25 protein-coding genes are annotated in these 25,791 nt (G+C 71.8%); 11 read left to right on the forward strand and 14 right to left on the reverse strand.

The features are described from left to right. Positions 1 to 68: 68 nt before the first annotated feature. A complete protein-coding gene (locus tag G3576_RS12800; RefSeq protein ID WP_164694785.1) occupies positions 69 to 1,025 on the forward strand; it encodes a tripartite tricarboxylate transporter substrate binding protein in 957 nt (318 codons plus the stop codon). Positions 1,026 to 1,031: 6 nt separating this feature from the next. On the opposite strand, the gene G3576_RS12805 is transcribed toward G3576_RS12800, so the two are convergent. The 3 genes from G3576_RS12805 to G3576_RS12815 form a co-directional block, all read right to left on the reverse strand. Beyond that, the gene (locus G3576_RS12805) at positions 1,032 to 3,479 is read right to left on the reverse strand and encodes a PAS domain-containing protein (RefSeq protein WP_164694786.1); all 2,448 of its coding nucleotides are present in this window, start codon (positions 3,477 to 3,479) and stop codon (positions 1,032 to 1,034) included. A gap of 324 nt (positions 3,480 to 3,803) precedes the next feature. Continuing rightward, on the reverse strand, positions 3,804 to 4,550 hold the full coding sequence (gene cnbZ, locus G3576_RS12810) for a 2-amino-5-chloromuconate deaminase CnbZ (protein ID WP_164694787.1): 747 nt from the start codon (positions 4,548 to 4,550) through the stop codon (positions 3,804 to 3,806). Between the two features lie 52 nt (positions 4,551 to 4,602). Next, a complete protein-coding gene (locus G3576_RS12815) occupies positions 4,603 to 5,574 on the reverse strand; it encodes a Bug family tripartite tricarboxylate transporter substrate binding protein (protein WP_164694788.1) in 972 nt (323 codons plus the stop codon). 101 nt (positions 5,575 to 5,675) lie between these two features. Here G3576_RS12815 and G3576_RS12820 point away from each other — a divergent pair, with 101 nt between their 5' ends. From G3576_RS12820 to G3576_RS12835, 4 genes are read left to right on the forward strand one after another with little or no spacing between them, the layout of a single operon-like run. Continuing rightward, complete coding sequence (locus G3576_RS12820) at positions 5,676 to 6,743, forward strand: WD40/YVTN/BNR-like repeat-containing protein (protein WP_164694789.1); 1,068 nt, start codon at positions 5,676 to 5,678, stop codon at positions 6,741 to 6,743. Then, positions 6,740 to 7,300, forward strand: a complete 561-nt coding sequence (locus G3576_RS12825; RefSeq protein WP_164694790.1) for a carboxymuconolactone decarboxylase family protein — start codon at positions 6,740 to 6,742, stop codon at positions 7,298 to 7,300. The genes G3576_RS12820 and G3576_RS12825 overlap by 4 nt, the downstream gene beginning before the upstream one ends. Then, positions 7,300 to 7,971 (forward strand): maleate cis-trans isomerase family protein, encoded by a 672-nt coding sequence (locus G3576_RS12830; protein WP_164694791.1) that lies wholly within the window; start codon positions 7,300 to 7,302, stop codon positions 7,969 to 7,971. The genes G3576_RS12825 and G3576_RS12830 overlap by 1 nt, the downstream gene beginning before the upstream one ends. Next, positions 7,968 to 8,333: a cupin domain-containing protein gene (locus G3576_RS12835; protein ID WP_164694792.1), complete on the forward strand. Its 366-nt coding sequence runs from the start codon at positions 7,968 to 7,970 to the stop codon at positions 8,331 to 8,333. The genes G3576_RS12830 and G3576_RS12835 overlap by 4 nt, the downstream gene beginning before the upstream one ends. On the opposite strand, the gene G3576_RS12840 is transcribed toward G3576_RS12835, so the two are convergent. Continuing rightward, complete coding sequence (locus tag G3576_RS12840; protein ID WP_164694793.1) at positions 8,334 to 9,146, reverse strand: IclR family transcriptional regulator; 813 nt, start codon at positions 9,144 to 9,146, stop codon at positions 8,334 to 8,336. 116 nt (positions 9,147 to 9,262) lie between these two features. Between G3576_RS12840 and G3576_RS12845 the strand changes: the two genes are divergently transcribed. The 5 genes from G3576_RS12845 to G3576_RS12865 are packed head-to-tail and all read left to right on the forward strand — an operon-like array spanning position 9,263 to position 14,081. Then, positions 9,263 to 10,180, forward strand: a complete 918-nt coding sequence (locus G3576_RS12845; protein WP_164694794.1) for an ABC transporter substrate-binding protein — start codon at positions 9,263 to 9,265, stop codon at positions 10,178 to 10,180. Beyond that, entirely contained in the window at positions 10,177 to 11,145 is a 969-nt protein-coding gene (locus tag G3576_RS12850) for a tripartite tricarboxylate transporter substrate-binding protein (protein WP_164694795.1), read from the forward strand. The genes G3576_RS12845 and G3576_RS12850 overlap by 4 nt, the downstream gene beginning before the upstream one ends. Positions 11,146 to 11,152: 7 nt before the next feature. Beyond that, a complete protein-coding gene (locus tag G3576_RS12855; protein ID WP_164694796.1) occupies positions 11,153 to 12,028 on the forward strand; it encodes an amidohydrolase family protein in 876 nt (291 codons plus the stop codon). A gap of 47 nt (positions 12,029 to 12,075) precedes the next feature. Then, positions 12,076 to 13,131, forward strand: a complete 1,056-nt coding sequence (locus tag G3576_RS12860) for an Ldh family oxidoreductase (RefSeq protein WP_164694797.1) — start codon at positions 12,076 to 12,078, stop codon at positions 13,129 to 13,131. A gap of 23 nt (positions 13,132 to 13,154) precedes the next feature. Then, positions 13,155 to 14,081: a dihydrodipicolinate synthase family protein gene (locus tag G3576_RS12865; protein ID WP_164694798.1), complete on the forward strand. Its 927-nt coding sequence runs from the start codon at positions 13,155 to 13,157 to the stop codon at positions 14,079 to 14,081. Between the two features lie 180 nt (positions 14,082 to 14,261). Here G3576_RS12865 and G3576_RS12870 read toward each other — a convergent pair whose 3' ends face one another. Together G3576_RS12870 and G3576_RS12875 are read right to left on the reverse strand one after the other, a co-directional pair. Continuing rightward, positions 14,262 to 14,813, reverse strand: coding sequence for a hypothetical protein (locus tag G3576_RS12870; RefSeq protein ID WP_164694799.1), 552 nt, complete (start codon positions 14,811 to 14,813; stop codon positions 14,262 to 14,264). 2 nt (positions 14,814 to 14,815) lie between these two features. Then, positions 14,816 to 15,427, reverse strand: coding sequence for a DUF4412 domain-containing protein (locus G3576_RS12875; protein ID WP_164694800.1), 612 nt, complete (start codon positions 15,425 to 15,427; stop codon positions 14,816 to 14,818). Positions 15,428 to 15,542: 115 nt separating this feature from the next. Between G3576_RS12875 and G3576_RS12880 the strand changes: the two genes are divergently transcribed. Then, positions 15,543 to 15,899, forward strand: a complete 357-nt coding sequence (locus G3576_RS12880) for an MmcQ/YjbR family DNA-binding protein (protein WP_164694801.1) — start codon at positions 15,543 to 15,545, stop codon at positions 15,897 to 15,899. Between the two features lie 7 nt (positions 15,900 to 15,906). Here the strand turns inward: G3576_RS12880 and G3576_RS12885 are convergent, their stop codons facing one another. From G3576_RS12885 to G3576_RS12920, 8 genes are all read right to left on the reverse strand, one after another. Beyond that, positions 15,907 to 17,394 carry a hypothetical protein gene (locus G3576_RS12885; RefSeq protein ID WP_164694802.1) on the reverse strand — a complete coding sequence of 496 codons (1,488 nt, stop codon included), beginning with the start codon at positions 17,392 to 17,394 and terminating at the stop codon, positions 15,907 to 15,909. Between the two features lie 51 nt (positions 17,395 to 17,445). After that, the gene (locus tag G3576_RS12890) at positions 17,446 to 17,994 is read right to left on the reverse strand and encodes a histidine phosphatase family protein (RefSeq protein WP_207622798.1); all 549 of its coding nucleotides are present in this window, start codon (positions 17,992 to 17,994) and stop codon (positions 17,446 to 17,448) included. A gap of 194 nt (positions 17,995 to 18,188) precedes the next feature. Beyond that, complete coding sequence (locus G3576_RS12895; RefSeq protein WP_164694803.1) at positions 18,189 to 20,780, reverse strand: DNA translocase FtsK; 2,592 nt, start codon at positions 20,778 to 20,780, stop codon at positions 18,189 to 18,191. A 240-nt stretch (positions 20,781 to 21,020) separates the two neighbouring features. Then, entirely contained in the window at positions 21,021 to 21,347 is a 327-nt protein-coding gene (locus tag G3576_RS12900) for a hypothetical protein (protein ID WP_164694804.1), read from the reverse strand. A gap of 95 nt (positions 21,348 to 21,442) precedes the next feature. Continuing rightward, on the reverse strand, positions 21,443 to 22,432 hold the full coding sequence (locus G3576_RS12905) for a Bug family tripartite tricarboxylate transporter substrate binding protein (RefSeq protein ID WP_164694805.1): 990 nt from the start codon (positions 22,430 to 22,432) through the stop codon (positions 21,443 to 21,445). Positions 22,433 to 22,461: 29 nt separating this feature from the next. Further along, on the reverse strand, positions 22,462 to 23,307 hold the full coding sequence (locus G3576_RS12910) for a fumarylacetoacetate hydrolase family protein (RefSeq protein ID WP_164694806.1): 846 nt from the start codon (positions 23,305 to 23,307) through the stop codon (positions 22,462 to 22,464). After that, positions 23,304 to 24,815 carry a bifunctional 3-(3-hydroxy-phenyl)propionate/3-hydroxycinnamic acid hydroxylase gene (locus G3576_RS12915; protein WP_164694807.1) on the reverse strand — a complete coding sequence of 504 codons (1,512 nt, stop codon included), beginning with the start codon at positions 24,813 to 24,815 and terminating at the stop codon, positions 23,304 to 23,306. The genes G3576_RS12910 and G3576_RS12915 overlap by 4 nt, the downstream gene beginning before the upstream one ends. An 8-nt stretch (positions 24,816 to 24,823) precedes the next feature. Continuing rightward, positions 24,824 to 25,714 (reverse strand): VOC family protein, encoded by an 891-nt coding sequence (locus G3576_RS12920; RefSeq protein WP_164694808.1) that lies wholly within the window; start codon positions 25,712 to 25,714, stop codon positions 24,824 to 24,826. Positions 25,715 to 25,791: the final 77 nt, after the last annotated feature.

Genomic DNA, 25,791 nt, shown 5'->3' on the forward strand with positions numbered 1-25,791 from the left:
CCCTTAGGCTGATTGCAACCGCCGGCGGGCGGCGCCTAGGCTGTGCTGGGATACAAGGGGTGCGGGCCATGGTGACACGGCGGGCGATGCTGGCGGCGGGGCTCGCGGCTCCCGCGCTCGCGCAGGAAGCCTGGCCGAGCCGGCCCGTGCGGGTGATCGTGCCCTTCGCCGCGGGCGGCGGCGCGGACCTGGTGGCACGTGCCGTGTCCGCGAAGTTGCAGGAACGGCTCGGGCGGCAATTCGTCATCGACAACCGGCCGGGCGGGGCGGGGAACATCGGCACGGATGCGGCGGCCAAGGCGGCGCCGGATGGCACCACGCTCCTCATCACCGGGCCGAGCCACGTCAACAACGCGCACCTGTTCCGCAGCCTGCCCTTCGACCCGATCCGCGGCTTCGCGCCGGTCTCCCTGCTGACCTCCGCGCCCTATGTGCTGATCGCCGATCCGGCCCTGCCGCTGCGCAGCCTCGCGGACCTGATCGCGGCGGCGAAGGCGCGGCCGGGGGCGCTGTCCTACGGCTCCGCCGGCAATGGCACGGCGGGGCACCTGGCGATGGAGATGATCAAGTCCCGCGCCGGGATCGACCTGGTGCATGTCCCCTATCGCGGCAGCCCGGCCGTTCTGACGGACATCATGGGCGGGCGCATCGCGGTCGCCTTCGACAATGTGCTCTCCTCCGCCCCCGGCATCGCGGCGGGGCAGCTGCGGGGCCTGGCCGTCAGCGGCGCGCGCCGCGCGCCGGCGCTGCCGGATGTGCCGACCATCGCGGAGAGCGGCCTGCCGGGCTTCGACGTCACGGTCTGGCAGGGCGCGCTGTTCCCGGCGGGGACCGACCCCGCCATCGTCGCACGCCTCGGCGCCGAACTCGGCCTCGCGATGCAGGCGCCGGACCTCCGCGCGCGGCTGGCGGAGCTGGGCGCGGAGGCGATCGGCAGCTCGCCTGCCGATTTCGCGCGTTTCCTGGAGCAGGAGATGCGGGTCTGGGGCGAGGCGGTGCGACAGACCGGCGCGCGGCTGGATTAGAAGAGGCTACTCCAACGCCGCGGGCAGGCGCGCGGGCGTGCCGGCAGGCCAATCCGCGACCAGGCGGGACAGCGGCGCGCGCAGCCGGCAGGCGAGGCCGTCCTGCCGCCATTCCGTCAGGATGGTGCCGCCGAGCTGATGCAGCGTGGCCTGCAGCAGGCGGGACCCGAAGCCGAGCCTCGCCGGCGGGCCGGGCAGCGGCGACGCGCCCGTCTCCACCCAATCCAGCAGGAAGGTCCCCGCCGACGGATCCACCGACCAGCTGACCGAGACGAGCCCCCCCGGCACCGACAGCGCGCCATGCTTGGTGGCGTTGGTGGCAAGTTCATGCAGCGCCATGGCGAGCGGTTGCGATGCCTCCGCCGCGATCTGCAGCAGCGGCCCGTCGAGCGTCACGCGAGGCTGCCCGGCGGACCCCGCGGGGCCGATGAAACCCGCCAGCTCGCCCTCGATCAGCAGGCGCAGCGAGGTGCCGCTCCAGCTGCCCTCCGCCAGCAGCGTCTGCGCCCGCGCCAGCGCGTTGACCCGGCCCTCGATGGACCGCGCGAAGGTGGCGGCATCGCCGCGTGGCGTCAGCCGCAGCGCGGCCTGCACCACCGCGAGCGCGTTCTTGGCGCGATGGTCCACTTCCCGCGCCAGCAGGGCCTGGCGTTCCTCCGCCCGTCGGCGATCGGTGATGTCCTGCACGGCGGCGACACATCGCGCCGGCTGCCCCGCCACCCCCGGCAGCAGCGCCACCGACATGATGACCCAGCGCAGGCCGCCATCCCGGTGCAGCAGCCGCGTCTCCACCCGATAGGGCCGCCCCTCCGCCATCGCCTCCCGCAGCCCCGCGGCGTTGGCGGCGCGGTCCTCGGGGTGGATGAGGTCGAGGATCGTCGGCCCCTCGGCCAGCGCCACCTCCTCCTGCCCGACGATCTGGCAGAAGCCGCGATTGGCGCGGATGATCCGGGATGTCGCGGCATCGGCAAGGACCTTGCCGATGACCGAATTCTCGAAGATCGCGCGGAATTCCGCGGCGCTGGCGGCCAGCGCCTCGGCCGCCGCCCGCGCTTCGGTGACGTCGATGTTGACGCCGACGAACCGGCTCTCTCCCGCGCTGCCAGCCGTCGCGACCATGCGCCCATGGGCGCGGATCGATCGCTCCTCACCCGTATCGGCACGACGGATGCGGAAATGATCCTCGTAGCCGCTGCCGGATTCGATGGCGGCGCGCATCGCCGCGGCCACGCGTGCACGATCGGCGGGATGGACATGGCGCAGCCAGGCATCCCAGCCGAAGCCATGCGGCGCCGCCGTGGCGGGCAGGCCGTAGAGCTGCACCTGGGAGGCACTGACCACGGCCTGCCCGGTGTCGGGCACGAGTTCCCAGATGCCGATCCGCCCGGCCTCCTGCGCCAGGCGCAGGCGCTCCGCCCCCTCCGCCAGGGAGACACCGACCTGGTCGAGTTCGCGGATCGAGGAGGGGCCGGGCGTGGAGCCTGGCTCGGTCGCCGCGCGGCCAAGCGCGCGGATCGGCTGCGCGAGGCGCCGGCCCTGCAGCACCGCCGCGGCAAGCGACGCCAGGACCGCGAGCAGCCCCCCCGCGGCGAGGAAGATCCCGGAGCGCCGGATGGGCGCGTCCAGCACCGCCTCCGGCACGCCGATGGCGACGCGCCAGCCCCAGCCGGGGAGGCGGACATAGGCGCCCCAGACCGGCACACCGGCAACGTTCACGCTGCGGACCGTGCCTTCCGCCGCCGCGGAGGTGGCTTCCCGCAGCGCGGCATTCGCCGGGCTGCCGACGAAGCGTTCATGGTCAGGCCAGCGCGCAACGATGCGGTCGGTCCGGTCCAGGATGGAAACGCCCCAGCCCGCCGGAAGCCGATGGTCGGCAAGCAGGGTCGCCAGGTGCGCCGCGCGCACCGCTACGCTGAGCGCGAAGGCCACCTGACCCTCGAGGATGACCGGGGCGTCCAGCAGGACATAGGGCTGCGGGTCGACGGTGCCGGTGTAGAGGTTGGAGACGCAGATCGCCTGCGTGCGGAACACGCATTCATCCGCCGCCAGGACTTCCGGCGCCACGGTCACGGGAAGGGGCGTGCCAAAGGGGAACAGCGTGTTGATCAGGTGCTGTCCGGTGCGGTCCCGCATGACGATGACGCTGCCATCCGGCACGATCTGCGATGCCTGCTCCTGGAACCGGCGCAGATCGCCATCCGTGATCGCGGGCGACGTCGCCAGGGCTCGGAGACTGGCGCCGAAGCCGCCCAGCGCGCGGTCCAGTTCCAGTGCCAGGTTGCGGGCGACCAGGATGGTCTGCTGCTGATTGTCCCGCCGTTCCGCCCTGAGGGCCGCCCAGCCCACGAAGCCGAGCAGGCACCAGAGGGGAACGACCACCGACAGCACGAGGACGGCCAGGTGGGCCCAGATGGGGCGTGCCGGGCGGCCGGGTCCGACGACGGCAGATTGCATCACGGCCGCCCCATCCCGCCAGGACCTCAAGTGCGAAATAGTTTATTGATCACGTCCCCTGGCAGGGTCGAGGGCGAGATGCCTGGTGTCGCGCCGTTTTGATGGCGGCATCGTACCGGCCCCGTCCTGGATCTCGCCGGACGAGGCCCTGGACGGCCGGCCTGACAGGCTGCGGAAGAACGGGCGGCTGAGGATGGACGAGCGAATTTTCGTGCAGGAAAGGATGACGCGCAGACACGATGTGGTTGCATCGTGGCAAGCGGCAGACGAATCGTGCGCGGAAAGGCGTCGTCCAGCCGACCCGTCCCGTTCTTCCGCAGCCTGCTAAAGCACCCGTTCGAACGGCACCGCGCGGCAATCCATCTCGTAGTCCAGCCCGACCACGGGCGGGCGGCAGAACTGCCAGGTGACGCCGTGGCGGGCCGCGCCACGCGCCACCAGCGCCTCCGCCAGGAAGGGATGGATGTCGTGCACGGTATAGGCCTGCACCCCGGTGGTCATGGCCCAATGGCCGTCCAGCGCGGCCATGCGGCGCTCCATCTCGCGCAGCACCCAATCGGCCTTGCAGCGCATGCCGGCCGGCGAGGTGTCGTCGAGGGCGATGATGTGGTCGCGGTAGTTGGCGTGGCCTTCGGGGGCTTCCCCGCTGCCGGCGACGACGAAGCTGGGCGCGGCGGCGGCGTCGGGCATGGTGTAGCTGAAGGCGTGGAAGCCGGGCTCCGCGGGGGGCGCGACTTCCGGGCAGACATTGCTGCGCGCCACGGGGTTTCGGCCCTCCACCAGCACGCCCCATTCGCCGAGCACCGCTGCGTAGTCGCGGTTGAACCGGAGAAATCCCTGTTCGGTGAAGGGGGCGGGCGAGCGGAGCTCGCAGGCGCAGAAGGCGTTGAGCGGCCGGCCCAGCGCGGAGAGGTGGGATGCGATGCGGCGCCAGCCCTCCGCCATCGGGACGGGCTCCGCGAAGCGGGCGCGTTCCAGCCGGAAGCCCGGCAGCGCGGCGACGCCGCCGGAATACTGGAAGACGCCGGGCATGAAGCGGAAGCCGGCCTGGGGCACGGGGATGGCGGTCATGGCGGCGTCCTTCGCGGCTGCGCGGGCAGCCTACGAAGCGCCCGGCGGCGCCTCAATCCGGCTTGATGTTGCCGCGGCGCACGACCTCCCCCCATTTCGCGATCTCGGCGCGCTGGAAGGTGGCGAATTCGTCCGGCGTGCTGCCGACCAGGTCGAGGCCGAGGGCGGCGGAACGCTCCGCCACCTCCGGCACCTTCAGCGCGGCGTCGATCTCCGCCTGCAGGCGGGTGACGATCGGTGCGGGCGTGCCGGCACGAAGTGTCATGCCGTACCAGTTCACCACCTCATACCCCGGCACCGTCGCCGCCACCGTCGGCACGCCGGGCAGGGAGGGCATGGGCCGCGGCCCGGTCACGCCGAGCGCGCGGACGCGGCCGGCAGCGATGTGCGGCTGCGCGATGGCGAGGGCGTCGAACATGAACTGGCACTGCCCGGCGATGACGTCGGTGAAGGCCGGCGCGCTGCCTCGGTAAGGCACATGGATGGTGTTGATCCCGGCGGCCGCGTTCAGCAATTCGCCCGAGAGATGCGGCAGCCCGCCATTGCCGGAAGAGGCGAAGTTCAGCGTGCCTGGCCGTGCCTTGGCCAGCGCGATGAACTCCGCGACGTCCCGCGCCGCCACGCCGGGGTTCACCACCATGACGAACGGCAGCGACGCCACGAGCGAGAGCGGTGCCATGTCCCGCAGCAGGTCGAAGCCCGCATTGGGGTAGAGGCCGGCATTCACCGCGAGGTTGCCGGTGGTGCCGAAGAAGATGGTGTGGCCATCGGGCTCCGCGCCCAGCACCGCCTGGGTCGCGACCAGGCCATTGGCGCCGGGGCGGTTCTCCACCACCACCGGCTGGCCGAGGCGCGCGCCCATGTGTGGGGCCATCAGCCGGGCCAGGATGTCGATGCCGCCGCCCGGCGGGAAGCCGATGACGATGCGGATGGGGCGCTGGGGGAAGCCCGTCTGCGCCAGGGCGGGCGCGGCCAGCAGCGGCAGCGTCGCGGCGCCCAGCATGGCCCGTCGCGTGATCCTCATGACGTATTCCTCCGGTGGGGCCGCGGCCGCCTTGACATTGTTTTTCGTATGGTGGGATTGATTCAACCCAAGGGTCAAGCACGACCCGCGCGGAGGAACGCTTGGCCGCCAAATACCTCTATGCCGGCACGGCCGGCCATTCGGCCTGGTTCAGCGAGGATCTCGGCCGGAGCTGGGTCCATCCGAACAGCCATTCGGGGATGTATCTGGAAGCGCGCGTCTGGGGCTTCGCCGCCCATCCCGCGACGCCGGAGCGCATGTTCGCCGCCACCGACATGGGTGTCTATCGCTGGGACGAACGAAGGGCGCGCTTCACGAGGCTGCCGGCGCCGATGGAGGATGTCTGGGCGATCGCTATCGACCCGAAGGACCCCGATGTGCTGGTGGCGGGCACGCGGCCGGCTGGGTTCTGGCGGTCCAGCGATGCGGGGCAAAGCTGGGCGCGGATGCCAGCGCCGGGGATCGCGGATTTCTCGACGCAGAACATGGGCCCGACGCGCGTCACGCAGATCCTCTTCGACCCCGTCGATGATGGCACCGTCTGGGCCTCGGTCGAGATCGGCAGCATTTTCGTCAGTCGCGATCGGGGGCTGACCTGGGCGGAACGGGGCAATGGGCTGGTGTCGGGTGATGTGCATGGGCTGGCGGTGCTGCCTCTGCCCGGCGGCGGCAAGGCGATGCTGGCGACGACCAATCGCGGGCTGCATCGCAGCGAGGATGATGGCGCCAACTGGGTGCTGCAGGACCTGCCGACGCCCTGGCCCTATACCCGCGGCGTGACGCCGCGCGCGGATGGGTCAGGCGTGGTGTTCCTCGGCAGCGGCAACGGCCCGCCGGGCAATGACGGGTTTCTTCTCCGGTCGCGCGATTTCGGTCGCAGCTGGGAGGATGCGGGGCTGCCGGGTGCCGTGAACAGCACGGTCTGGTGCATCGCCGCCGATGCCGCCGACCCGATGTTTCTTCTATGCGCCACCAATCTGGGCGAGGTCTTCCGCAGCACGGATGGGGGCGAAAGCTGGGACAGGCTGCCGCACCAGTTCGGCGAGATCCGCGCGCTGCTGTGGCGAAGCCTGCCCGATGATATCAGGCAGCAGCCCCATTCCATCACCCGCCCCGTGCAGACCGCGGCGGAGCTCAACCACCCCATGGCGAGGCAGCACGCGGCATGAACGAGGTCCGGTTTCCCGCCATCCCGGCGGAACAGATGAGCGACGCGCAGAAGGAGGTCGCCTCCGCCATCGCCGGCGGGCCGCGCGGCAGCGTGCGCGGACCCTTCCTGGCGCTGCTGCACAATCCCGCGCTGGCCATGCGCGTGCAGGCGCTGGGGGAGCATCTGCGCTTCGGCACGGGCATCACCCAGTCCCTGGTGGAACTGCTGATCCTGGTGACGGCGCGGAAATGGAGCTGCCAGTATGAATGGTTCGCCCATGCCCGCATCGCCCGCAGCGAGGGCCTGCCGGAGCCGATCATCGAGGCGATCGCGAAGGGCCAGCGGCCTGACGGCATGAATGACGACCAGGCGCTGGTGCATGATTTCGCCGTGGCGGTCCACAAGGACGGCACGCCGCCCGATGCGCTCTACGACCAGGCCGTGGCGCGCTTCGGCCGCGCGGGCGTGCTCGATCTGCTGGCGCTCTGTGGCTACTACACGATGCTGGCGATGGTGCTGAACACGGCGCGGCCGGCGCTGCCGGATGGCGCGCCCGATCCGCTGGGGACGCTGTGATGCGCCCGCTGCGCGTCGGCCTGATGGTGCCGATCAACAACACGACGATGGAGGGCGAGTTGGCGGCCTGGCTGCCGCCGGGCTCCACGGTGACGCGCGTCGGCATTCCCCGCGGCGCCGGGCTGCTGACGCGGGAGACGATGCCCGCCTATCGCGATGCCGCCGTGGCCCTCGCCGCCCGGCATTTCTCCAGTGCCACGCACGATATCCTCGCCTATGGCTGCACGGCGGCGGGGTTCATCAGCGGGCCGAAGGGCGATGCGGAATTGCAGGCGGAGCTGGCGCGCGTCACCGGCCTGCCCGTGGTGACGACGGCGCGCGCCATGGTGGTGGCGCTGCAGGCGGCGGGGGCGAAGCGCATCGCCGTGGTCACGCCCTACCAGGACGCGGTGAACGAACAGCTGACGGATTTCCTGGCCGATGCCGGGATCGCGGTGGAACGCCTCGCCACCTTCCGCGCGCCGGACGTCAACGCCCTCGGCCGCATCACGGCGGAGGAGGTGCGCGGCCTGGCGGAAGCGACGATGGGGGAGGATTGCGACGCCCTCTTCATCGGCTGCTCCCAGCTGCCGACCCACGCCGTGCTGGGCGGGCTGGCGGCGCGCTTCCACCGGCCCGCACTCTCCTCCATCCAGGCGACGGCCTGGGATGCGCAGCGGGTGATGGGATGAGTGTCGCGAAGGACGCGGTGCTGCGCGAACTCGCGGAAGTGCTGTGGGAGGAAAGCCCCGGCCACCACGGGGGCGCCCTGTCGAAGATCCTGGTGGCGGCGGGTGAGGGCGGGTCGCGCGTGATCGACTACCGCATCTCCTCCTACGAACCCAAGGCGCATGTCGCGCTGCACGCCCACGATGCCAAGGAGCAGATCTACCACTTCATCGAGGGCGAGGGGCTGCTGACCATCGGGGAGCGCAAGGTCGTGGTGCGGAAGAACAGCTACGTCTTCATCCCGCCGACCGTGCCGCATGCCCTGCACAACACGGGCCTCGGCAACCTGGTCTTCCTGGTGATCACGGCACCCGTCGCGCCGTAGTCAGCCGACGGCGCGGGCGGGCAGCGCGGCGACGGGCTGCTGTTCCGCGATGGCGTCGCAGGCTTCGCGCGCCGCCTGCATCACGCGCTCCGCCAGCAGGCCGCGCGTGGCGGCGGGCGCGTTGCCGATGGGGGCGGCGATGCCGATGCTGCCCAGCACGCCGCGATCCGCGTTGAACAGCGGTGCCGCGATGCCGATGATGCCCGGCATGAATTCGGACTGCGTCACGCAATGCCCGGCATCGCGGATGGCGCGCAGCGTCGCGCGGAAGCTCTCCCAATCCGCCCCCAGCCCCGCACCCGCGATGGTGCTGCGATGGCGGCCGAACAGGGCGCGCAGCTGGTGCGGCGGCAGATGCGCCAGGATCACCTTGGACGCCGCCCCGGCGAAGAGCGGACGGCGCATGCCGCGGCTGAACAGGCCCTCCGGCGCGCCGGGCGCGGGCGCATCGCCCACGCACATCACCGTGTCGCTGAACAGCAGGCAGAGCAGGCCGGTATGCCCCGTCTCCGCCGCCAGGCGCTGCATGGCGGGCGTGCCGCCGGCCGTGACGGGGTCGCAGAAGCGCATGGTGCGGTCGAGTTCGATGATCCGCGGCCCCAGCATCCAGGCCCCGCCCGCCACCGGCGTCAGCAGCCCCGCCGCCTGCAGCGCCTTGATGTAGCGGTAGCAGGTGGAACGCGAGGTGCCGGAATGGCGGATCAACGCCTCCGTCGACCAGGCCGGGGCGGTGGTGGTGAAGACGTCGAGCAAGCCCAGCATCTTCTCGAGGCTGCTGGCGCCGCGCGCCTCTTCAGAAGGAAATCCCGTCATGCTGGACAATCCGATGGGCGGCCGATAGCGTCGGCCCGAATGGGGGAGAAAGCGACCATTTTCACGGAGCGTATAGCGCGGCGGCGCGAATCCGCGCAGGGGCAGGTTTCCGCCGCATGGTGAGGGGGCGCCTGACCATCCTCTCGGCGGCGGAGCGGCCCTATTGCGCCGCGCTGCTGGCGGGCTTCGCCGCCCGGCATCCGGGGGTGGAGGTCGATTTCGTCTTCGGCATCTCCACCGCCCTGCACCAGCGCTACCTGGCGGAGCATGCGGCCGGCGGCGCCATGGCGGATCTCTACTGGTCCAGCGCCATGGACCAGCTGATGGGCCTGGTGCTGGAGGGGCATGCGATGCCGCATGGCGTGGCGCATGCCCTGCCCGCGGGCTGCGACTGGCAGGGCCTGGCGCTGGCGACGACGCGGGAGCCGGTGTTCTCCCTGATCCGCGGGCCGCTGGCCCCGGCGGGTAGCTTCGGCGAGATCGCGGCGCTGGTCGCCGCCGACCCCGCCCGCTTCGCCGGGCAGGTGGCCATGCCGGATATCAAGGCCAACGGCCTGGGCTTCCTGGCGCTGCTGGATGCCAGCCTGCGGGATCCGTGCTTCGAGGCGGGGCTGGATGCGCTGGCGGCCTGCCGGCCCACCCTCGGCGGCTCGGCGCCGTCGCTCGTCAATCATGGCGGGCAGCTCGCGGTCCATGTGCTCGGCGCCTATGCGCTGCGGGCGGAGGCGGCGGGACAGGCGGCCATCGCGCCCTCCGCCCGGCCCGCGCCCGCCGTGGCGCGGCTCGCCTTCATCCCCCGCCGCGCCGCCAACCCCGATGCCGCCCGCGCCTTCCTGGCGCATCTGGTCTCGGCGGAAGGCCAGTCGGCGCTGGCGGAGGGTGGGTTCTGGCCGGTGGCGCAGCCGCCGCCGCGCCCGATCGCGCCGATCGCGCTGGACGAGGATTTTCCGCGCCTGCTGGACCCTGCCCGCCGAAGCGCCCTTCTGGCACGCTGGCGGCAGGCCGTCGGGCGCCAAACGGGAGGAACACCATGATCAGCCGCCGTGCCCTGTTGCCGCTTCTCGCGGCACCCTTTCTGCCACGCGCCGCGCTTGCCCAACCCGGCTGGCCCGGGCGCCCCATCCGCATCATCGTCCCCTTCGCCCCGGGGTCCTTCACCGATGCCTCCGCCCGCCTGCTGGGACAGGAGCTGACGGAGCAGCTCGGCCAGCAGGTGGTGGTGGAGAACCGGGGCGGCGCGGGCGGCACGCTCGGCGCCACGGCCGCGGCGCGGTCGGCCCCGGATGGGCTGACCCTGCTGCTCACGGACAATTCCCTGGCCATGTCGGTCGGGCTCTATCCCGCCCTGCCCTACGATCCGCTGACCGACCTCGTGCAGATCAGCCGCATCGCCGACAGCCCCTCCATCCTGCTGGTCAAGCCCTCCCTCGGCGCCAGGACGGTGGCGGAAGTCGTGGCCATGGCGAAGGCGCGGCCAGGCGAGTTGTCCTTCGGCTCGGGCGGCCAGGGGTCGTCGGCGCATCTCGCCATGGAGCTGCTGCTGAACGTGACGGAGACCCGCATGCTGCACGTGCCCTATCGCGGCGTCGCCGCCGCGATCGCGGAGGTGATCGGCGGGCGCGTGGACATGGCGATCGCGAGCCTGGCCTCCGGTGTGGCGCATGTGCGGCAGGGCACTCTGCTCGGCCTTGGCGTCAGTGGCGCGCAGCGCGCGGCCGCGCTGCCGGAGGTGCCGACCTTCATCGAGGCCGGCGTGCCCCGCTACGACATGAGCTACTGGTGGGGCATCGCCGCGCCCAAAGGCACGCCGGCGGATATCGTGGCACGCCTGAATGCGGAGATCGCGACGGCGCTCCGCCGCCCCCGCCTGGTGGAGGCCTTTGCCGCCGCCGGTGCCACGCCCGTGCATTCCACGCCGGAGCAGATGCAGGCGCATCTGGCGCGGGAGGTGGCGCTGTGGAAGGACGTCGTCACCCGCGCCGGCGTGACGGCAGGATAGGAACAGGATGACACTCGATCACAAGGCGGAAGGCCCGCCGGCCTTCCGCGCGCCGCCGCTTGCCTGCGACGCGCATTTCCATGTCTTCGGCGCGGAGGGCGAATACGCTTACGCCTCCGAGGAGCCGCTGCGCTACAAGCCGCCGCATGCGCCGCTGGGGGATTACCTCGACCTGGCCGCGCATCTCGGCATCGAGCGCTTCGTCTTCGTCCAGCCCAGCGCCTATGGCCGCGACAATGCCTGCATGCTGGATGCGATGCGCGAAGTCGGCCCCGCGCGCTGCCGCGGCATCGTCGATGTGGAGGAGGATGTGCCGGATGCGGTGCTGGCCGAGATGGACGCCATCGGCGTGCGCGGCGTGCGGATCAACTACTCGCCGGTGAAGCCGCGCATCGATGGGTTCTCCAGCCAGATGCTGCCGCGCATCCGGCGGCTGGAAGCGCGCTGCCATGAGTTGGGCTGGCATTTGGATTTCCTCGGCCCGGGCTGGCTGACGGCGGAGCTGCTGCCGACCCTCGCCAGCCTGAAAGTGCCCTTCAGCGTCGCGCATATGGGCATGTTCCTGGCGAAGGACGGGCCGCAGCAGCCGGGCTTCCAGACCTTCATCGAGGTGCTGAAGCGCGACGAGGTGCGGGGCTACGCGAAATTCACCGGCACCTACCGCATGGCGACGCCGCCGGAATACGCGGACGCCGCACCGATGGCGCGCGCGCTGGTGGAGGCGGTGCCCGACCGCATCATCTGGGGCAGCGACTACCCGCATCTGTCCTTCGCGCATCTCGTCGGTTCCGTGCAGCTCTTCAACCTGCTCGGCGACTGGGCGGATGAGGCGGCGCGGCGGAAGATCCTCGTCGACAATCCGGCGCGGCTGTTCGGGTTCTGACGACGGGTGGTAGTGAGGGCGGACAAGACTGAGGAACCTGTCCGCCCATGCTCGACTCTCCGCGCCATGACCCCGCCGCACTGATCGCCTTCGCGACCGCACTCTGCACCGAAGCGGGCCTCGATGACGACAAGGCGGGCACGGTGGCCCGCACACTCGTGGAATCCGACCTGCTCGGCCACGTCACGCATGGCCTCGCGCTGCTGCCCAAGTATCTCGATGACCTCGAAGCCGGGACGATGCGCAAGGAAGGCGGGCCGGAGGTGGTGCGGGACCTCGGCGCCTGCGTCACCTGGAATGGCCGCCGCCTGCCGGGCGCCTGGCTGGTGCACAAGGCGCTGGACCTGGCGCTGGAGCGCGTGCGCAACCACGGCACCGTCACCATCGCCATCGGCGACAGCCACCATATCGGCTGCCTCGCCGCCTACCTGACCCGCGCGACGGAGGCCGGCTGCATGCTGGTGCTGCATTCCTCCGCGCCGGGAGCCAAGGCCGTGGCGCCGCACGGGGCGCGGCAGGCGGTGCTCTCCCCCGATCCCGTCGCGGCGGGCTTCCCGACCGGCGGCGATCCCGTGATGCTCGATGTCAGCGCCTCCATCACTACCATCAACATGGCGAACACGCTCTCGCGCCAGGGGAAGCGCTACCCCGCGAACTGGCTGCAGGATGCGGAGGGCAATCCCTCCGACGACCCCGCCGTGCTGTCCGCCGGCGGCAGCCTGCTGCCCGCGGGCGGCTTCGACCACGGCCAGAAGGGCTATGCCTGGGCCCTGATGAACGAGGCGCTGACCCAGGGCCTGTCCGGCTATGGCCGCGCCGACGCACCGAAGGGCCAGACGGCCAGCGTGCTGCTGCAGCTGATCGACCCCGACGCCTTCGCGGGGATCGACGCCTTCACGCGGCAGACCGGCCATACCGCCGCCGCCTGCCGCGCCGCGACGCCGCGGCCGGGCATTGAGCGCGTGCGCCTGCCCGGCGAATCCGGCCTGGCGCATCGGCGGGACGCCGTGGCGCGGGGCCTGCGCCTCGCCCCCCACATCCTGGCCGCGCTGGAGGGCCCGGCTGGCAAGCTCGGCGTCCCGATGCCACAAGCCCTGTCCTGACCAGTTCGGAGAGACCCCACCCCATGGCCCTCGACCACACCGCCAGCGGCGTCTACGTCATCGCCCCCACCCCCTTCCACGATGACGGCCGCGTGGATGAGGCCAGCACGGACCGGATGACGGACTTCTTCATGGAAGCCGGCGCCACCGGCATCACCGTGCTCGGCGTGATGGGAGAGGCCCCGAAGCTCGACCAGGCGGAGGCGCTGGCGATCGCGACGCGCATGATCAAGCGCGCCTCCATCCCCATCGTCGTCGGCGTCTCCGCCCCCGGCTTCGCCGCCATGCGCGCGCTGGCGCGGGGGTCGATGGACGCGGGCGCCGCGGGCGTGATGATCGCGCCGCCCAACACGCTGCGCACCGACGACCAGATCGTCACCTACTACCGCCAGGCGGTGGAGGCGATCGGCCCGGACGTCCCCTTCGTGCTGCAGGACTATCCGCTGCTGTTCCAGGTGCAGATGACCCCGGGCGTCATCAAGCGGATCGTCACCGACAACCCCTCCTGCGTCATGCTGAAGGCCGAGGATTGGCCGGGGCTCGAGAAGATCTCGACGCTGCGCGCCTGGCAGGCCGAGGGATCGCTGCGGCCGATCTCCATCCTCTGCGGCAATGGCGGCCTTTTCATCGATTTCGAGGTCGAGCGCGGCGCGGATGGCGCCATGACGGGCTACGCCTTCCCCGACATGCTGGTGGAGGTCGTGGGCAAGCTGCAGGCCGGGCAGCGCGACGCGGCGCATGACCTCTTCGACGCGCACCTGCCGCTGATCCGCTACGAGCAGCAATTCGGCCTCGGCCTGGCGGTGCGGAAATACGTCATGAAGCGCCGCGGCATCATCGCCAGCGACGCCCAGCGCAAGCCGGGCGGGATGCTGAGCGCCAAGGCGGTGGCGGAGGTGGAATACCTGCTGGGGCGCCTCGCGCAGCACGACCCGCGCGCGAAGGTGTGACGCCAGCGGCCGCAGGAAGCCACCTGCGGCCGGCGAAGCTGGCCGAGGCCACGAATGCGGCCCGCCGGAAGTCCGGCGAGCCAAGCGGCCGGAGGCCGCGCCCGGCGCTTGAGGGCATGAAAAGAACGAGGCTCCGCCTCGTGCTCCGCCGGGGGGCGTGGCGCCCCCCGGACCCCGCCTCTACCGGCGCAACGGCATGCGCTGGTAGCCGGCGGGGGGATCGAAGCGGGAAGGGTCCTGCGGGGCATAGGTCACCTGCGTGGCCTCCATGCCGCCGGGCTGACCGGCGAAGCTGCCTTGGCTGCGCAGCATGACACCATCGGCGGTCAGGCAGACACGCCCCTCATCCGCGCCGGACTGGTAGCGCCACACGGTGCAGGCCTGGCCAGCAATGCGGTCCGAACCCTCACGCACGAAGCGCGCATCGCGCGGCGCGCCGATCTGGCGGTTCAGCACCTGCGCGGGCATGTCCATCACGCGCCGCGCCTCCTCCATCACGATGAAGCCGCTGGGCGGCGTCGCGCCATGGTTGGCGACGGACCAGCCCATGCCCGGCATGTCCATCCGCACCGCCTTCCGCGCGGCCGACCAGGCCATGGAAATGGTCACCGGATCGCCGCCACCCGTGCTGCGATAGGTGATCGCGACATCGCGCATCGGTACCATCAGCGGCGCCTGCTGCGCGGCGGCCGGAGCGGCCGCCAGCAGCACGGCAAGGGCAACAGCGCGCATGGCTACTTCGTGACCGCGCCGGCGGGCGGACGGCCCATCGGCATCTGGCCCCCACCGGGCATCTGCATGCTCTGGTAGCCCTGCGGGCGCTGGAAGCGGGACGGGTCCTGGGCGCCATAGGCGACCTGCGTCGCCTCCATGCCGCCGGACTGGCCCTGGCTCGTGCCCTCCGCCCGCAGCATCACGCCATCGCCGGTGATGCAGGCCGTGCCGCTGTTGCCGCGGTCCTGGTAGCTCCAGACCGTGCAGGCATGGCCCGCCACCGTCGCGCTGCCGGTGCGGCGATAGGTCGCGTTCTCGGAGGGGCCGTATTGCTGCATGGCCTGCTGCATCGGCACATCCATGATCATCCGCGCCTGCTGCATCACCATGAAGCCGCGCTGGTTGCGATGGTCCGCCACCATGTAGCCGGCGGGGCCCATATCCATGCGCATCGCCTGCGCCGCGGCCAGCCAGGCGATGGTGATGGATTGCATGCCGGCCGCCTGCGCCTGCCCGCCATTCACGCGATAGGTCACGGCGACATCGCGCGTCGGATACAGCGCAGGGCGATCCTGGGCCACGGCCGGCACGGCGGAAAGGCTCAGCAGGGCGGCAATCAGCGTGCGGCGCATGGCATGTCTCCCGGGGCGGATGCCGCGGCACGGTCGGCCCCCGGGGGCCAGCGGGTCAAGCGCGCGGCGTTTCAGGCTGTTTCACCGACCCGCGCAGCGGCGATAGCATCGCGCCATGGCCCCATCCCCGATCACGCGCCTGCGACGGATCTGCCTGGCCCTGCCGGAAGCGCAGGAAGTGGAGACCTGGGAGACGCCGACCTTCCGCATCCGGGGAAAGATCTTCGCGCTGGCGCAGGAAGACGCCGTCTGGCTGAAGGCGCCGAAGGGCAGCCAGGAGATCCTGCTGGAAGCGGCGCCCGATCGCTTCTTCCGCCCGCCCTACCTTGGCCACAAGGGCTGGGTGGGGGTGCGGCTGGCGGGCGCGGTGGATTGGGAGGAGGTCGCGGCGCTGGTGCGGCGGAGCTTCAGCCTGGTGGCGCCGAAGCGGATCGCCGCCACCATCGCCGACGCCCCCGCGCGGGAGGCTTGAGGCCGCGTCAGAACCGGAAGGCCCGGCTGATGCTGGACCCGACCTTGGAGGCGGTGTTGGCGACCGTGTTCACGGCGCTCTGCGTGGCATTGCCGACGGTGCTGGCGGCCGCGCTGGCGGCCGAGGCCGCTGCCTGGGCCACACGCTCGGCCTCCGCCGCCGCGGCCTGGGCCACGCGTTCCGCTTCCGCGGCCGCTGCCGCCGCCACGCGCTCCGCCTCCGCCGCCGCGGCGGCTGCCACGCGCTCGGCTTCCACCACGGCAGCGGCCGCGGCGCGCTCGGCCTGGATGATGGTCTGGACGGCCTGCGTCACGGCATCGGAGGCTTCGCGCAGCAGCCCCTGCTGCAGCGCCTCAGCCTCCCTCAGCGTGGCCTGCCCGGCCTGGTAGCCGGCCTGGGCTGTGGCAACGGCCGCCTGCGTCCGTTCGGCGACGGCCTCCGCGCGCTCGAGTTCGTTGCGGAGCGAGGCCGCCATGGCACGTCCCGCCGGTCCGGCGCCCCGAGGCATGGCCTCCAGCCGGTCTTCCAGCGTTTCGACCAGCCGGCTCGCCCCCGCGGCGGCCGAACGGGCCTCCCGCAGGCCTTCCTCGGCTGCGGTGACGCCCTCCCGCGCCTCCGCGACCGCGGCCTCGGCCGCGATCAGGGCGCGGGCCTGGGCGATGATGGCGGCATCCGTCGCCGCCTCCCCGACCGCATTCCCATCGACCGTGCCGCCGACGCCGAGATTGACGCCACCGATGCCGAGCGCGATCTCGGCATTCACGCCGAGCGTCACCTCCCCATCCCGGTAGCCGGCCGTGGCGTGCGCGCCGACGCCGGCGGAACCCGGATCGACATAGCCCGCGCTGACGTTGCCGGAACCCTGCTCGCCGCCGATCGACGCTGCCACGGTCACGGAAGCATAGGCGCCGACCGACACTTCCGTGCCGGCCTGCACGCCCTGCGCACCGAGTGACATCGCCCATTCCGCCACCGCCCGGACGCCGACCTCGGTCGTGGTGGAGGTGGTGGCGGTGGTGCCGTGGCCGAGATGGTGCTCGGTCGAGACCTGCACCGCCACCGTGCCGCCGATCCCGGCGACGGCGCCGTAGCTGACACCCTGGGCGCCGGCCTCCGCCGCCACCTGTGCGCCGGCGGCGGCGACCAAAGTGACGGTGGTGGTGACCTGGCCCTCGGTCACGCTGCCGCTGGCGGCGATGCCGGCGCCGACGCCCGCCCCGGCGCTGGCGCCGGTCTGCGTCACCTCGAACCCCGCGGCCGCGCCCCAGCCCGCGCCGGCCTGGAGGGTGACGCCGTTGACGACGATGCTGGTGGAGGCCTGGTCGCCGGTGGAGACGCTGCCGCCGGCCACCCTCGGGCTTGAAAGGGTGACGCCGTAGTCGCCCTCCTCCTCCGCATCGGCTTGCGCGGCGACAGTGGCGCCGCTGCCGCCAGTCACGGCGGCCAGCGCGGTGTCGTCGAGGTCGGTCCAGGGGCGGGCTGCGGCTTGGGTCATGGACCGGAGTCCTGGGCCGGGAAGATTGCCCGATCGGTAATGCGTGGCCGGTCAGGGACGGATGCGACCGATCACGATCACGGCATCGCCCTGTCGGCGCAGCACCACGCCCTCCCCTGGCGCGGGGACGATGCCGGTGAGGGCGGTGATGTTGACCTGGTGCGTGCTGACGAACAGCGCCCCGGGGCCCTGCCAGGCGAGCAGCATCGCCCGCGCGGCGGCGGTCTGCGCCGCGGCGGTGCTGCGGTCGGCGAAGAAGGAGTTGAAGGCGGGCTCGGTGGCGACGCGGCCGGGGAAGGCGAGGTCAGCCGTCTCCGTGGTGCGGCACCAGGCGGAGGCAAGCACCGCGCCCACCGTGACCCCAGCGCCACGCAGCGCCTCCCCGATCCGTCGCGCCTGGGCGCGGCCGGCATCGTCCAGGTTGCGTTGCGTCGCGCAGTCACCGGGGCGGAAGCCCGGCGGATCCCCACCGCCGGGGGCGTTGGCGTGGCGGAAGAGTACGATTCCACCCTCCCGCAGCGCCTGCCACGCCGGCTCCTCCGCCCGCGCGGGCAGCGCGGCCAGGAGGAGGAGGAGCGGCAGGGTACGGCGCAGCGTCATGGCGCCGGGGAGATGGCGGCGCCCCGCGGTTCGGGAAGGGTCCAATGCCAACGGCCCTTTCGCGTGACCGCTTCAGGGCCCCCTGAGACGCGTCGTGTCGAAGGCACGCCTGCGGCGTGACGCATAAGCGGCGGCGCCCATTCGGGCGCTCGGACCGGTCAAGCGACCGGTCCGCTGATATGATCCCGACGCCCCTAATCCCTCGGGCCGGGCGCCAGCACTTCCCGCTTGCCGACATGGTTGGCGGCGCCGACGACTCCCTGCTTCTCCATCTGCTCGATCAGCTTGGCGGCGCGGTTGTAGCCGATGTTGAGGTGGCGCTGGACGAAGCTGGTGCTGGCCTTGCCTTCCCGCGTCACCAGCGCCACGGCCTGGTCGTAGAGCGAGCCCTCGGCATCGGTGTTGCCGCCGAGCAGGCCCGGCGGGCCATCGCCCTCGGCGTCCTCATCGACCTCCGTGACCTCGTCGACATAGGCGGGCTCGCCCTGGTCGCGCAGGAAGGCCACGACATCCTCCACCTCCTGGTCCGAGACGAAGGGGCCGTGCACGCGGCTGATGCGGCCGCCGCCGGCCATGTAGAGCATGTCGCCCTGGCCCAGCAGCTGCTCCGCGCCCATCTCGCCGAGGATGGTGCGGCTGTCGATCTTCGACGTGACCTGGAAGCTGATGCGCGTCGGGAAGTTGGCCTTGATGGTGCCGGTGATGACGTCGACCGAGGGGCGCTGCGTCGCCATGATGACGTGGATGCCGGCGGCACGCGCCATCTGCGCCAGGCGCTGCACCGCGGCCTCGATATCCTTGCCGGCGACCATCATCAGGTCCGCGACCTCGTCGATGATCACGACGATCATGGGCAGGGGCTCGAGGGCCAGCGGCTGGTCCTCGAAGAGCGGCTTGTTCGTCTCCGGGTCGAAGCCGACCTGCACGCGGCGCGTCAGCACCTCGCCCCGCGCACGGGCGGCCTGCGCCTTCTCGTTGTAGCCGGCGATGTTGCGGACGCCGAGCTGGGACATGGCGCGGTAGCGGCGCTCCATCTCCCGCACCGTCCACTTCAACGCGCCGATCGCCTTGGGCGGTTCGGTGACGACCGGGGCCAGCAGGTGCGGGATCCGGTCGTAGACGGAAAGCTCCAGCATCTTCGGGTCGATCATGATGAAGCGGCACTCATCCGGGCTGTGCCGGTAGAGCAGCGAAAGGATCATGGTATTGACCGCGACGGACTTGCCCGAACCGGTGGTGCCCGCGATCAGCAGGTGGGGCATGCGCGCCAGGTCGGCGATGACCGGGCTGCCGCCGATATCCTTGCCGAGCGCCAGGTTCAGCTTGCCGGTGTTGCGCGCCCAATCCTCCGCGCCAAGCAGTTCCGACAGCAGCACCGTCTCCCGCTTCGCATTCGGCATCTCGATGCCGATGACGTTGCGGCCGGGCACGGTTGCGATGCGCACCGCGGTGACGGACATGGACCGCGCGATGTCGTCGGCAAGGCCGATGACTCGCGCCGACTTGGTGCCGGGAGCGGGTTCGAGTTCGTAGAGCGTGACGACGGGGCCGGGGCGGATCTGGTTGATCTGGCCGCGGACGCCGTAATCCTCCAGCACCGTCTCCAGCATCCGGGCATTGCCCTGCAGCGCTTCCTCGGACGGGCCCGTGGCGCGGCGCGTCGGCGGCGCGGTCAGCAGGGAGAGCGGCGGGAAGCGCCAGGTGCCGGTGGGTAGGTCGAGGCTGCCCTGCAGCGCGTTGGGCGCGGGCTTCGGCGCGGGCGCGCGCTCCGCGACCTTCGGCACCACGGCCTTGGGGCGTGGCGGCTCCACCGGCGGCGGCACGGGCGCGGGCGGCGCATGGGCGGCCGGCGCGGGTGGCGGCTCGAAGGCGGTCGGACGTGGCACGCCGCCGAGCACGGGTTCGCGGCGGATGACGGTGCCGGGGGCGACGCCGCGATCCGCAGCCTCATCGGCATTGCGCAGCATGTCCGCCAACGACGTCTCGCGTTCCCGCCGCCGGCGGAGCGCGCCGCCGATGGCGCGGAAGGGCCAAGTGGCGACGCGGGAGACAAGGCCGGGCGGCACCTGTTCGCCCACCTTGCGCGCCCCGGCCGCGGCGGTGCGGGCCGCGCCCATCGTGGCCTGGCCCGCCCCGGCGGCGGCGGTGGCGGCGACACTGCCAGCCGCCGATCCCGCCCGCCGCCATTCGCCGAGCGTCAGCGCGAGCGCCACGAAGGTGAGCAGCGCCGTCACGCCCGCCAGCACGAGATGGGCGATGCCGGCGCCGACGGGGCCGAGCAGGTCGCCCAGCAGGCCGAGCACCGCATCCGCCACCACAGGTCCGGCCGCGCCACCCGGGCCGGCATGGACCGGCGCGGCATCCGGCAGGGGCAGCAGGGTCAGCGTCGCGGCCAGCATCGGCAGGGCCGCCAGCAGGCAGGCGAGGCGCAGCGCGAAGGGCGTCAGGCCCTTGTGCACCGCCAGCCGCCAGGCCCAAGTCATCATGCAGGCCACCGGCAGGAAGGCGGCGTAGCCGAAGCCCTGCAGCAGGATGTCCGAGACATGCGCACCGGGCGCCCCGATCAGATTGCCGACGGGCCGGCTGGTGGCGGTGGAGAAGGAGGGATCGGCCGGGTCATAGGTGCCGAGCGCCAACCCCGTCACCAGCCCGATGACGACCAGCACCAGGCCGAGCAGTTCCGCCAACCGGCGGCGAATCAGCGCCTTGACGGCGGGGGAGGCGAAGCGGCGGCCGGCGGCGGCGATCCGGTCGCCCACGGCCGGAGGTGTGGCGGTGCGCGGCATCAACGACATGTCCTGAACCCAGGACGCAACTCTACACCGGAAGTGCCTCCAATTGCACGGTCTTGCTTCCGGGCACGGGGTGTGCAGGGGGACGGGCCCCCGCGGACCGCAACGCGGTCCGAGGCGCCGAACGGCGCCCGCCGGAAGTCCGTCACGCCGCAGGCGTGCCTTCGTCACGGTCACGGCGCTGCCGTGACGCCAAGGCCGCGGAGCGGCCGCCCGGCGCTTGAGGGCAATACATCAAGCCGCGAGCGCCGCGTCCCGGGTCGCGACCAGGGCGGAGAGCATGGCATTGGCCTGCTTCACCGCCGCGGGTTCGCTGGCATCCACATCGGCCACCTGCTCCTCCGCCGCGCCGACTCCGGCGTCGAGCTGTTCGCGCAGCGATTCCAGCGAGGCCGCCAGGTCGAACTTCTCATCCGTTTCGGCCAGCTGCCGCCATTCCGCGATGATGGCGTCCACCTCCCGCGCCATGCGGCCGGGCGCGACGCCGCGGCCGGCCAAGGCGAGAAGGCGTTGAAGGGCCGCGTCGATCGGGCGCGGCGCGCGGGGCTTCCGGGCTGCCATGGGGGTCTGTCCTGCGGGTTTGCGACACGTGTAGCATGTTCGCTTTTCGTTCGCAAATGCCGCGAGTCGCGGGGGCTGCAGCCCCCGCCATCCCCTCAGCGGCGTTCCGGCCCGATGCCGGACAGCCGCACCAGCTCCGCCCCCGCGGCGCGTTCGCGGGTGATGATCTCCGCGAATTCGGCCGGGGTATTGCCGATGCCGTTGAAGAAGTTAGGCGCCAGCACGCGGGCGCGGAAATCCTCGTTGGTCACCACGGTGCGAACGGCACGGGCCATGCCGTCCTGGATCGCGGGCGGCAGGTTCGCGGGCGCCGAGAGGCCCCACCAGGCGCCGCCATAGGGGTAGTCGTAGCCGAGTTCGCGCATCGAGGGCGTGTCCGGCAGTTCCGGATGCCGCGTGCCGCCCAGCATCGCCAGCGGCCTGAGGCGCCCCGCGCGGATCTGCGGCATGGCGAGCGCGAGGGCGGAGTAGCTGAACTGCACGCGGTCCGCGACCGTCTCCCGGATCGCGTCGCCGATGCCGCGGAAGGGGACATGCTCCATCTGGATGCCCTCCTTCGCCTTCAGCCATTCATAGAGGAGCTGCTGGGCGGAGCCGACGCCGGAGGAGCCGTAGTTCACGTCCCGCCGCCCGCGCGCCCAGGCCACCGCATCCTTCAGCGTGCCCGGCGGCACGGCGGGGGAGGAGACGAGGACGGAGGGCGCGGAAGCCATCTGCGTGATCGGCAGCAGCGAGGCGAAGCGCGCGAAGAGCTCTGGCTCCGCATGCGGCATCGTGGTCATCACCTCGATGTTCACGGCGCAGAAGGTGGTGCCGTCCGGCGCCGCCTGGGCGCAGGCCTCCAGCCCGATGACGCTGTTGCCGCCCGGCCGGTTCTCCACCACCACGGGCTGGCCGAGCTCGGCGCGCAGCCCCTCCGCGATGGCGCGCACCAGGATGTCGAGGTTGCCGCCCGGGGGCTGCGGCACGATGATCCGCATGGGCCGGCGCGGCCAGTCGGATTGCGCGAGCGCCGGCAGTGCGGGCAGCGTGGCGAGGCCCGCCAGCATCGCGCGGCGGGTCAGGGTTGCGCGGTTTCGCGTCATGGTTCGTGTCCTCCCTTCCAGTGGTGGTTTCAGGTTTCGTCGACGACGGTGTTGGTCAGCAGGCCGACGCCCTCGATCTCCACATCGACGACGTCGCCGGGCTTCAGCCAGAGCGGGGGCGTGCGCTTGGCGCCGACGCCGCCGGGCGTGCCGGTCGCGATCACGTCACCGGGCTCGAGCCGCGTGAAGGTGGAGCAGTAGGCGATCTGCGTCGGGATATCGAAGAGCATTTCCTCCAGCTTCGCGTCCTGGACGACCTGGCCGTTGACGCGGGTCTGCAGGCGCTGGGGCCCGATCGGGCCCAGTTCGTCGGGCGTCACCATCCATGGGCCGAAGGGGCCAGTCCCGCAAAAGTTCTTGCCGGGGGTGAACTGGTGGGTGTGGCGCTGCCAGTCGCGCACGCTGCCATCATTGTAGCAGGCATAGCCCGCGACCTGCGCGAAGGCGTCGGCCTTCGAGACATGGCGGCAGGAGGTGCCGATGATGACGGCCAATTCGCCTTCGTAGTCGAAATCCGTGGAGACCGTCGGCCGCACCAGCGGCGCCTGATGGCCCACCTGGCTGTTCGCGAAGCGGGTGAAGATGGTGGGGTTGCCGACGACGCTGCGCCCCGTCTCCTTCCGGTGCTCCTCATAGTTCAGCCCGATGCAGAGGATCTTCTCGGGGTTGGGAATGACGGGCAGCCACTCGATGGCATCGAGCGCGATCCGCGGCGCGCCGGCGGCCGCATCGCGCACCGCATCCAGCGCACCAGCCGCGATCACCGACTTCAGGTCGGGCAACTGCGTCAGGACGGCGCCGACATCATGGATGACGCCGTCGCCGACGACGCCCCAGCTGGTGCGGCCCTGGTGGCGGAAGGTGGCGAGCTTCATGCGGGTTCCTTCACGGGATGCAGCACGGCCGCCAGCGCGGCCCGCAGGGATTGCAGCGCCGCCGCATCGGCGGCGACGCCATGGACGTAGTGGTCGGGGCGGATGAGGGCGGCGCGCACGCCATGGCGCGCGAACCAGGCGGCCACGATGCCGTCCCGCTCCTCCAGGCCTGGGCCCTCGGCACCGTGTGGCTTGATGCGCGTGGCGCCGGGCATCTCGCCGATCGAGACCACCCGCCAGCCATGGCCGAGCACCCGATCCATCAGCACCCACTCGCCCTGGTATCGAATGAAGGGCTGCGGGAAGAGCGTGCCCTGCGCGGGGTGCGGCGGATCGGCCAGGAAGCCGGTCTCCAGCGGAGGCACGATCTCCTGCCGCGTCACCACGGGCGGGGTGCCGCCGCCCTGCGCGATCAGGGCCGCGTCGCGCGCGGCGGCGGCTACGGGATCGCGTTCGCAGATCTGCTGGCCGATCTTCTTGATGCGCGCGGTCAGCGTGCGGACGTGTTGCGCGCGCTCCGCCGCATAGCTGTCCAGCAGCGCGGGCGCCGCGCCATCCCGCACCGCCGCCAGCTTCCACACCAGGTTGGAGACATCCCGCAGCCCCTGGCACATGCCCTGGCCGATGAAGGGCGGCTGCTGGTGCGCCGCATCGCCGGCCAGGAAGATGCGCCCCTTCCGCCACTCAGCCGCGACCAGCGCGTGGAAGCGGTAGCTCGCCGCGCGCCAGAGCGTGGCATCGCCGGGCGAGAGCCAGCGCGATAGCAGCGCCCAGACGGCATCGGGCTGCTGCATCGCCTTCGGGTCCTCTCCGGCGTTCAGCATGATCTCGAAGCGGCGATGACTACCGGGCCCGACGATGTAGGTGATGGGGCGCGCGGGGTCGCAGAACTGCGCGGCGTTCGCTGGCAGCTTTCTCAAACCGCTCTCTCCGACCCGCAAATCCACCACCAGCCAGGGCTCGTCGAAGACCAAATCCTCGAAGCGGATGCCGAGCGCGCTGCGCGTGAAGCTGGAGGCGCCGTCGCAGGCGATGACCGTGTCGGCGGTGACCTCTCGCTCGCCTTGCGCATCGCGCAGGCGCAGCGTGACGCGATCCGCGTCCTGGCTGATGGCGACAAGTTCCGTGCCGAGCTCCACCGTGACGCCCGGCATCGCTGTGGCATGGGCGCGCAGCAGCGCCTCCACCGGCGGCTGGGTGAAGACCATGGTCGGCGTGAAGCCCATGGGATAGGGCGCGGGCACCATGTCGATACGGCGAATCAGCTGGCCTTCCGCGCCGAAATGCTCGCTGGCCGGGAAGGGCGCGGTGTGGGGCAGCACCGCCTCCGCCACGCCCAGATTGTCCAGCAGCCGCATGATCTCATGGTCGATCGCGATGGCGCGCGGCTTGTCATAGACCTCCGTCGCGCGATCGATCGCCAGCGTCTCGAAGCCGTGCTGCCCGAGCAGCGCGGTGGCGACGGCGCCGGAGGGGCCGAAGCCGATGACGACGACGTCGTGATGCATCGGCGACTTCACGCGAACCGGATGGCGAGCTGGGCCTTCTTCGTCGTCTCCGGCTTGGGCGGCGCGATGCCCCACTGGTCCGTGCGGCCGGGCGGCCAGGTCCAGTGGTCCGGCCCGCGGGCGACATGGTCGTCCCCCACCTGCTCAACCTCCGCCGTGTATTCGATGACGATGCCGAAGGGATCGATGAAATAGGCGAAGACATTGTCGCCCGGCCCGTGCCGGCCGACGCCCCAGGCGATGGGGAAGCCCGCATCGATCATGCGGCCCGCCCCGCGCATCACGCATTCCCAGCCCGGCATATTGAAGGCCACATGGTTCAGCCCGTCGACCGGCGCCTCCGCCAGCACCACGGCATGATGGTCGCTGTTGCAGCGCTCGAAGGCCATCAGCTTGGAGCGGTCCGCCAGCCTGAAGCCGAGCCCGGCTTCGAAGAAGCGCGCGGTCGCGTCCACGTCGCGGCAGTTCAGATTCACATGTGCCAGGCGATCCGGCGTGTCGCGGGTAGGCGCATCGGGCGCGCGGCGCTCGTCGCCGGCAACGATGCGGAAGACGGAGCCTGCGGGGTCGCGCAGCGTGAAGGCGAGCCCGCCGCCCGGCTCGGCCAGCGGCGCCGGCTGCGCGAGCACGGCGGCACCCTGCGCCAGCGCCATGCCCAGCACCTGGTGCAGCGCGCCGTTATCCACCGCGCGGAAGGTGACGGAGCGGATCGCGGCCTCTGCCCCCGGGTGCAGCGCCAGCACGTGGTGGTCGTCGCCCGTCGCGTGCAGCCAGACGGACCCGCCGTCCCGCGCGGCGACCTTCAGCCCCCAGATGGTCGTGTAGAAGCGCTCCGCCGTCACGAGGTCCGGCACCTGCAGATCCACGCTGCGCAGCGCCGTCACCGGAAATCCGCTCATCGGCCGCTCCATCCGCCGGGCACTTCAGGCCCGGTTCCAACCCTGACCCCGTGATGGATGATGCATATTGCCCGGCG

This window comes from Falsiroseomonas algicola (assembly GCF_011040385.1).
Classification (GTDB): domain Bacteria; phylum Pseudomonadota; class Alphaproteobacteria; order Acetobacterales; family Acetobacteraceae; genus Falsiroseomonas; species Falsiroseomonas algicola.

What these genes read in the sequence shown, in the direction of transcription:
- G3576_RS12800 (WP_164694785.1), top strand. Translation starts at nt 69, where the DNA reads ATGGTGACACGGCGGGCGATGCTGGCGGCGGGGCTCGCGGCTCCCGCG.
- G3576_RS12805 (WP_164694786.1), bottom strand. Translation starts at nt 3,479, where the DNA reads ATGCAATCTGCCGTCGTCGGACCCGGCCGCCCGGCACGCCCCATCTGG.
- cnbZ (WP_164694787.1), bottom strand. Translation starts at nt 4,550, where the DNA reads ATGACCGCCATCCCCGTGCCCCAGGCCGGCTTCCGCTTCATGCCCGGC.
- G3576_RS12815 (WP_164694788.1), bottom strand. Translation starts at nt 5,574, where the DNA reads ATGAGGATCACGCGACGGGCCATGCTGGGCGCCGCGACGCTGCCGCTG.
- G3576_RS12825 (WP_164694790.1), top strand. Translation starts at nt 6,740, where the DNA reads ATGAACGAGGTCCGGTTTCCCGCCATCCCGGCGGAACAGATGAGCGAC.
- G3576_RS12830 (WP_164694791.1), top strand. Translation starts at nt 7,300, where the DNA reads ATGCGCCCGCTGCGCGTCGGCCTGATGGTGCCGATCAACAACACGACG.
- G3576_RS12835 (WP_164694792.1), top strand. Translation starts at nt 7,968, where the DNA reads ATGAGTGTCGCGAAGGACGCGGTGCTGCGCGAACTCGCGGAAGTGCTG.
- G3576_RS12840 (WP_164694793.1), bottom strand. Translation starts at nt 9,146, where the DNA reads ATGACGGGATTTCCTTCTGAAGAGGCGCGCGGCGCCAGCAGCCTCGAG.
- G3576_RS12845 (WP_164694794.1), top strand. Translation starts at nt 9,263, where the DNA reads ATGGTGAGGGGGCGCCTGACCATCCTCTCGGCGGCGGAGCGGCCCTAT.
- G3576_RS12850 (WP_164694795.1), top strand. Translation starts at nt 10,177, where the DNA reads ATGATCAGCCGCCGTGCCCTGTTGCCGCTTCTCGCGGCACCCTTTCTG.
- G3576_RS12855 (WP_164694796.1), top strand. Translation starts at nt 11,153, where the DNA reads ATGACACTCGATCACAAGGCGGAAGGCCCGCCGGCCTTCCGCGCGCCG.
- G3576_RS12860 (WP_164694797.1), top strand. Translation starts at nt 12,076, where the DNA reads ATGCTCGACTCTCCGCGCCATGACCCCGCCGCACTGATCGCCTTCGCG.
- G3576_RS12865 (WP_164694798.1), top strand. Translation starts at nt 13,155, where the DNA reads ATGGCCCTCGACCACACCGCCAGCGGCGTCTACGTCATCGCCCCCACC.
- G3576_RS12870 (WP_164694799.1), bottom strand. Translation starts at nt 14,813, where the DNA reads ATGCGCGCTGTTGCCCTTGCCGTGCTGCTGGCGGCCGCTCCGGCCGCC.
- G3576_RS12875 (WP_164694800.1), bottom strand. Translation starts at nt 15,427, where the DNA reads ATGCGCCGCACGCTGATTGCCGCCCTGCTGAGCCTTTCCGCCGTGCCG.
- G3576_RS12880 (WP_164694801.1), top strand. Translation starts at nt 15,543, where the DNA reads ATGGCCCCATCCCCGATCACGCGCCTGCGACGGATCTGCCTGGCCCTG.
- G3576_RS12885 (WP_164694802.1), bottom strand. Translation starts at nt 17,394, where the DNA reads ATGACCCAAGCCGCAGCCCGCCCCTGGACCGACCTCGACGACACCGCG.
- G3576_RS12890 (WP_207622798.1), bottom strand. Translation starts at nt 17,994, where the DNA reads ATGACGCTGCGCCGTACCCTGCCGCTCCTCCTCCTCCTGGCCGCGCTG.
- G3576_RS12895 (WP_164694803.1), bottom strand. Translation starts at nt 20,780, where the DNA reads ATGCCGCGCACCGCCACACCTCCGGCCGTGGGCGACCGGATCGCCGCC.
- G3576_RS12900 (WP_164694804.1), bottom strand. Translation starts at nt 21,347, where the DNA reads ATGGCAGCCCGGAAGCCCCGCGCGCCGCGCCCGATCGACGCGGCCCTT.
- G3576_RS12905 (WP_164694805.1), bottom strand. Translation starts at nt 22,432, where the DNA reads ATGACGCGAAACCGCGCAACCCTGACCCGCCGCGCGATGCTGGCGGGC.
- G3576_RS12910 (WP_164694806.1), bottom strand. Translation starts at nt 23,307, where the DNA reads ATGAAGCTCGCCACCTTCCGCCACCAGGGCCGCACCAGCTGGGGCGTC.
- G3576_RS12915 (WP_164694807.1), bottom strand. Translation starts at nt 24,815, where the DNA reads ATGCATCACGACGTCGTCGTCATCGGCTTCGGCCCCTCCGGCGCCGTC.
- G3576_RS12920 (WP_164694808.1), bottom strand. Translation starts at nt 25,714, where the DNA reads ATGAGCGGATTTCCGGTGACGGCGCTGCGCAGCGTGGATCTGCAGGTG.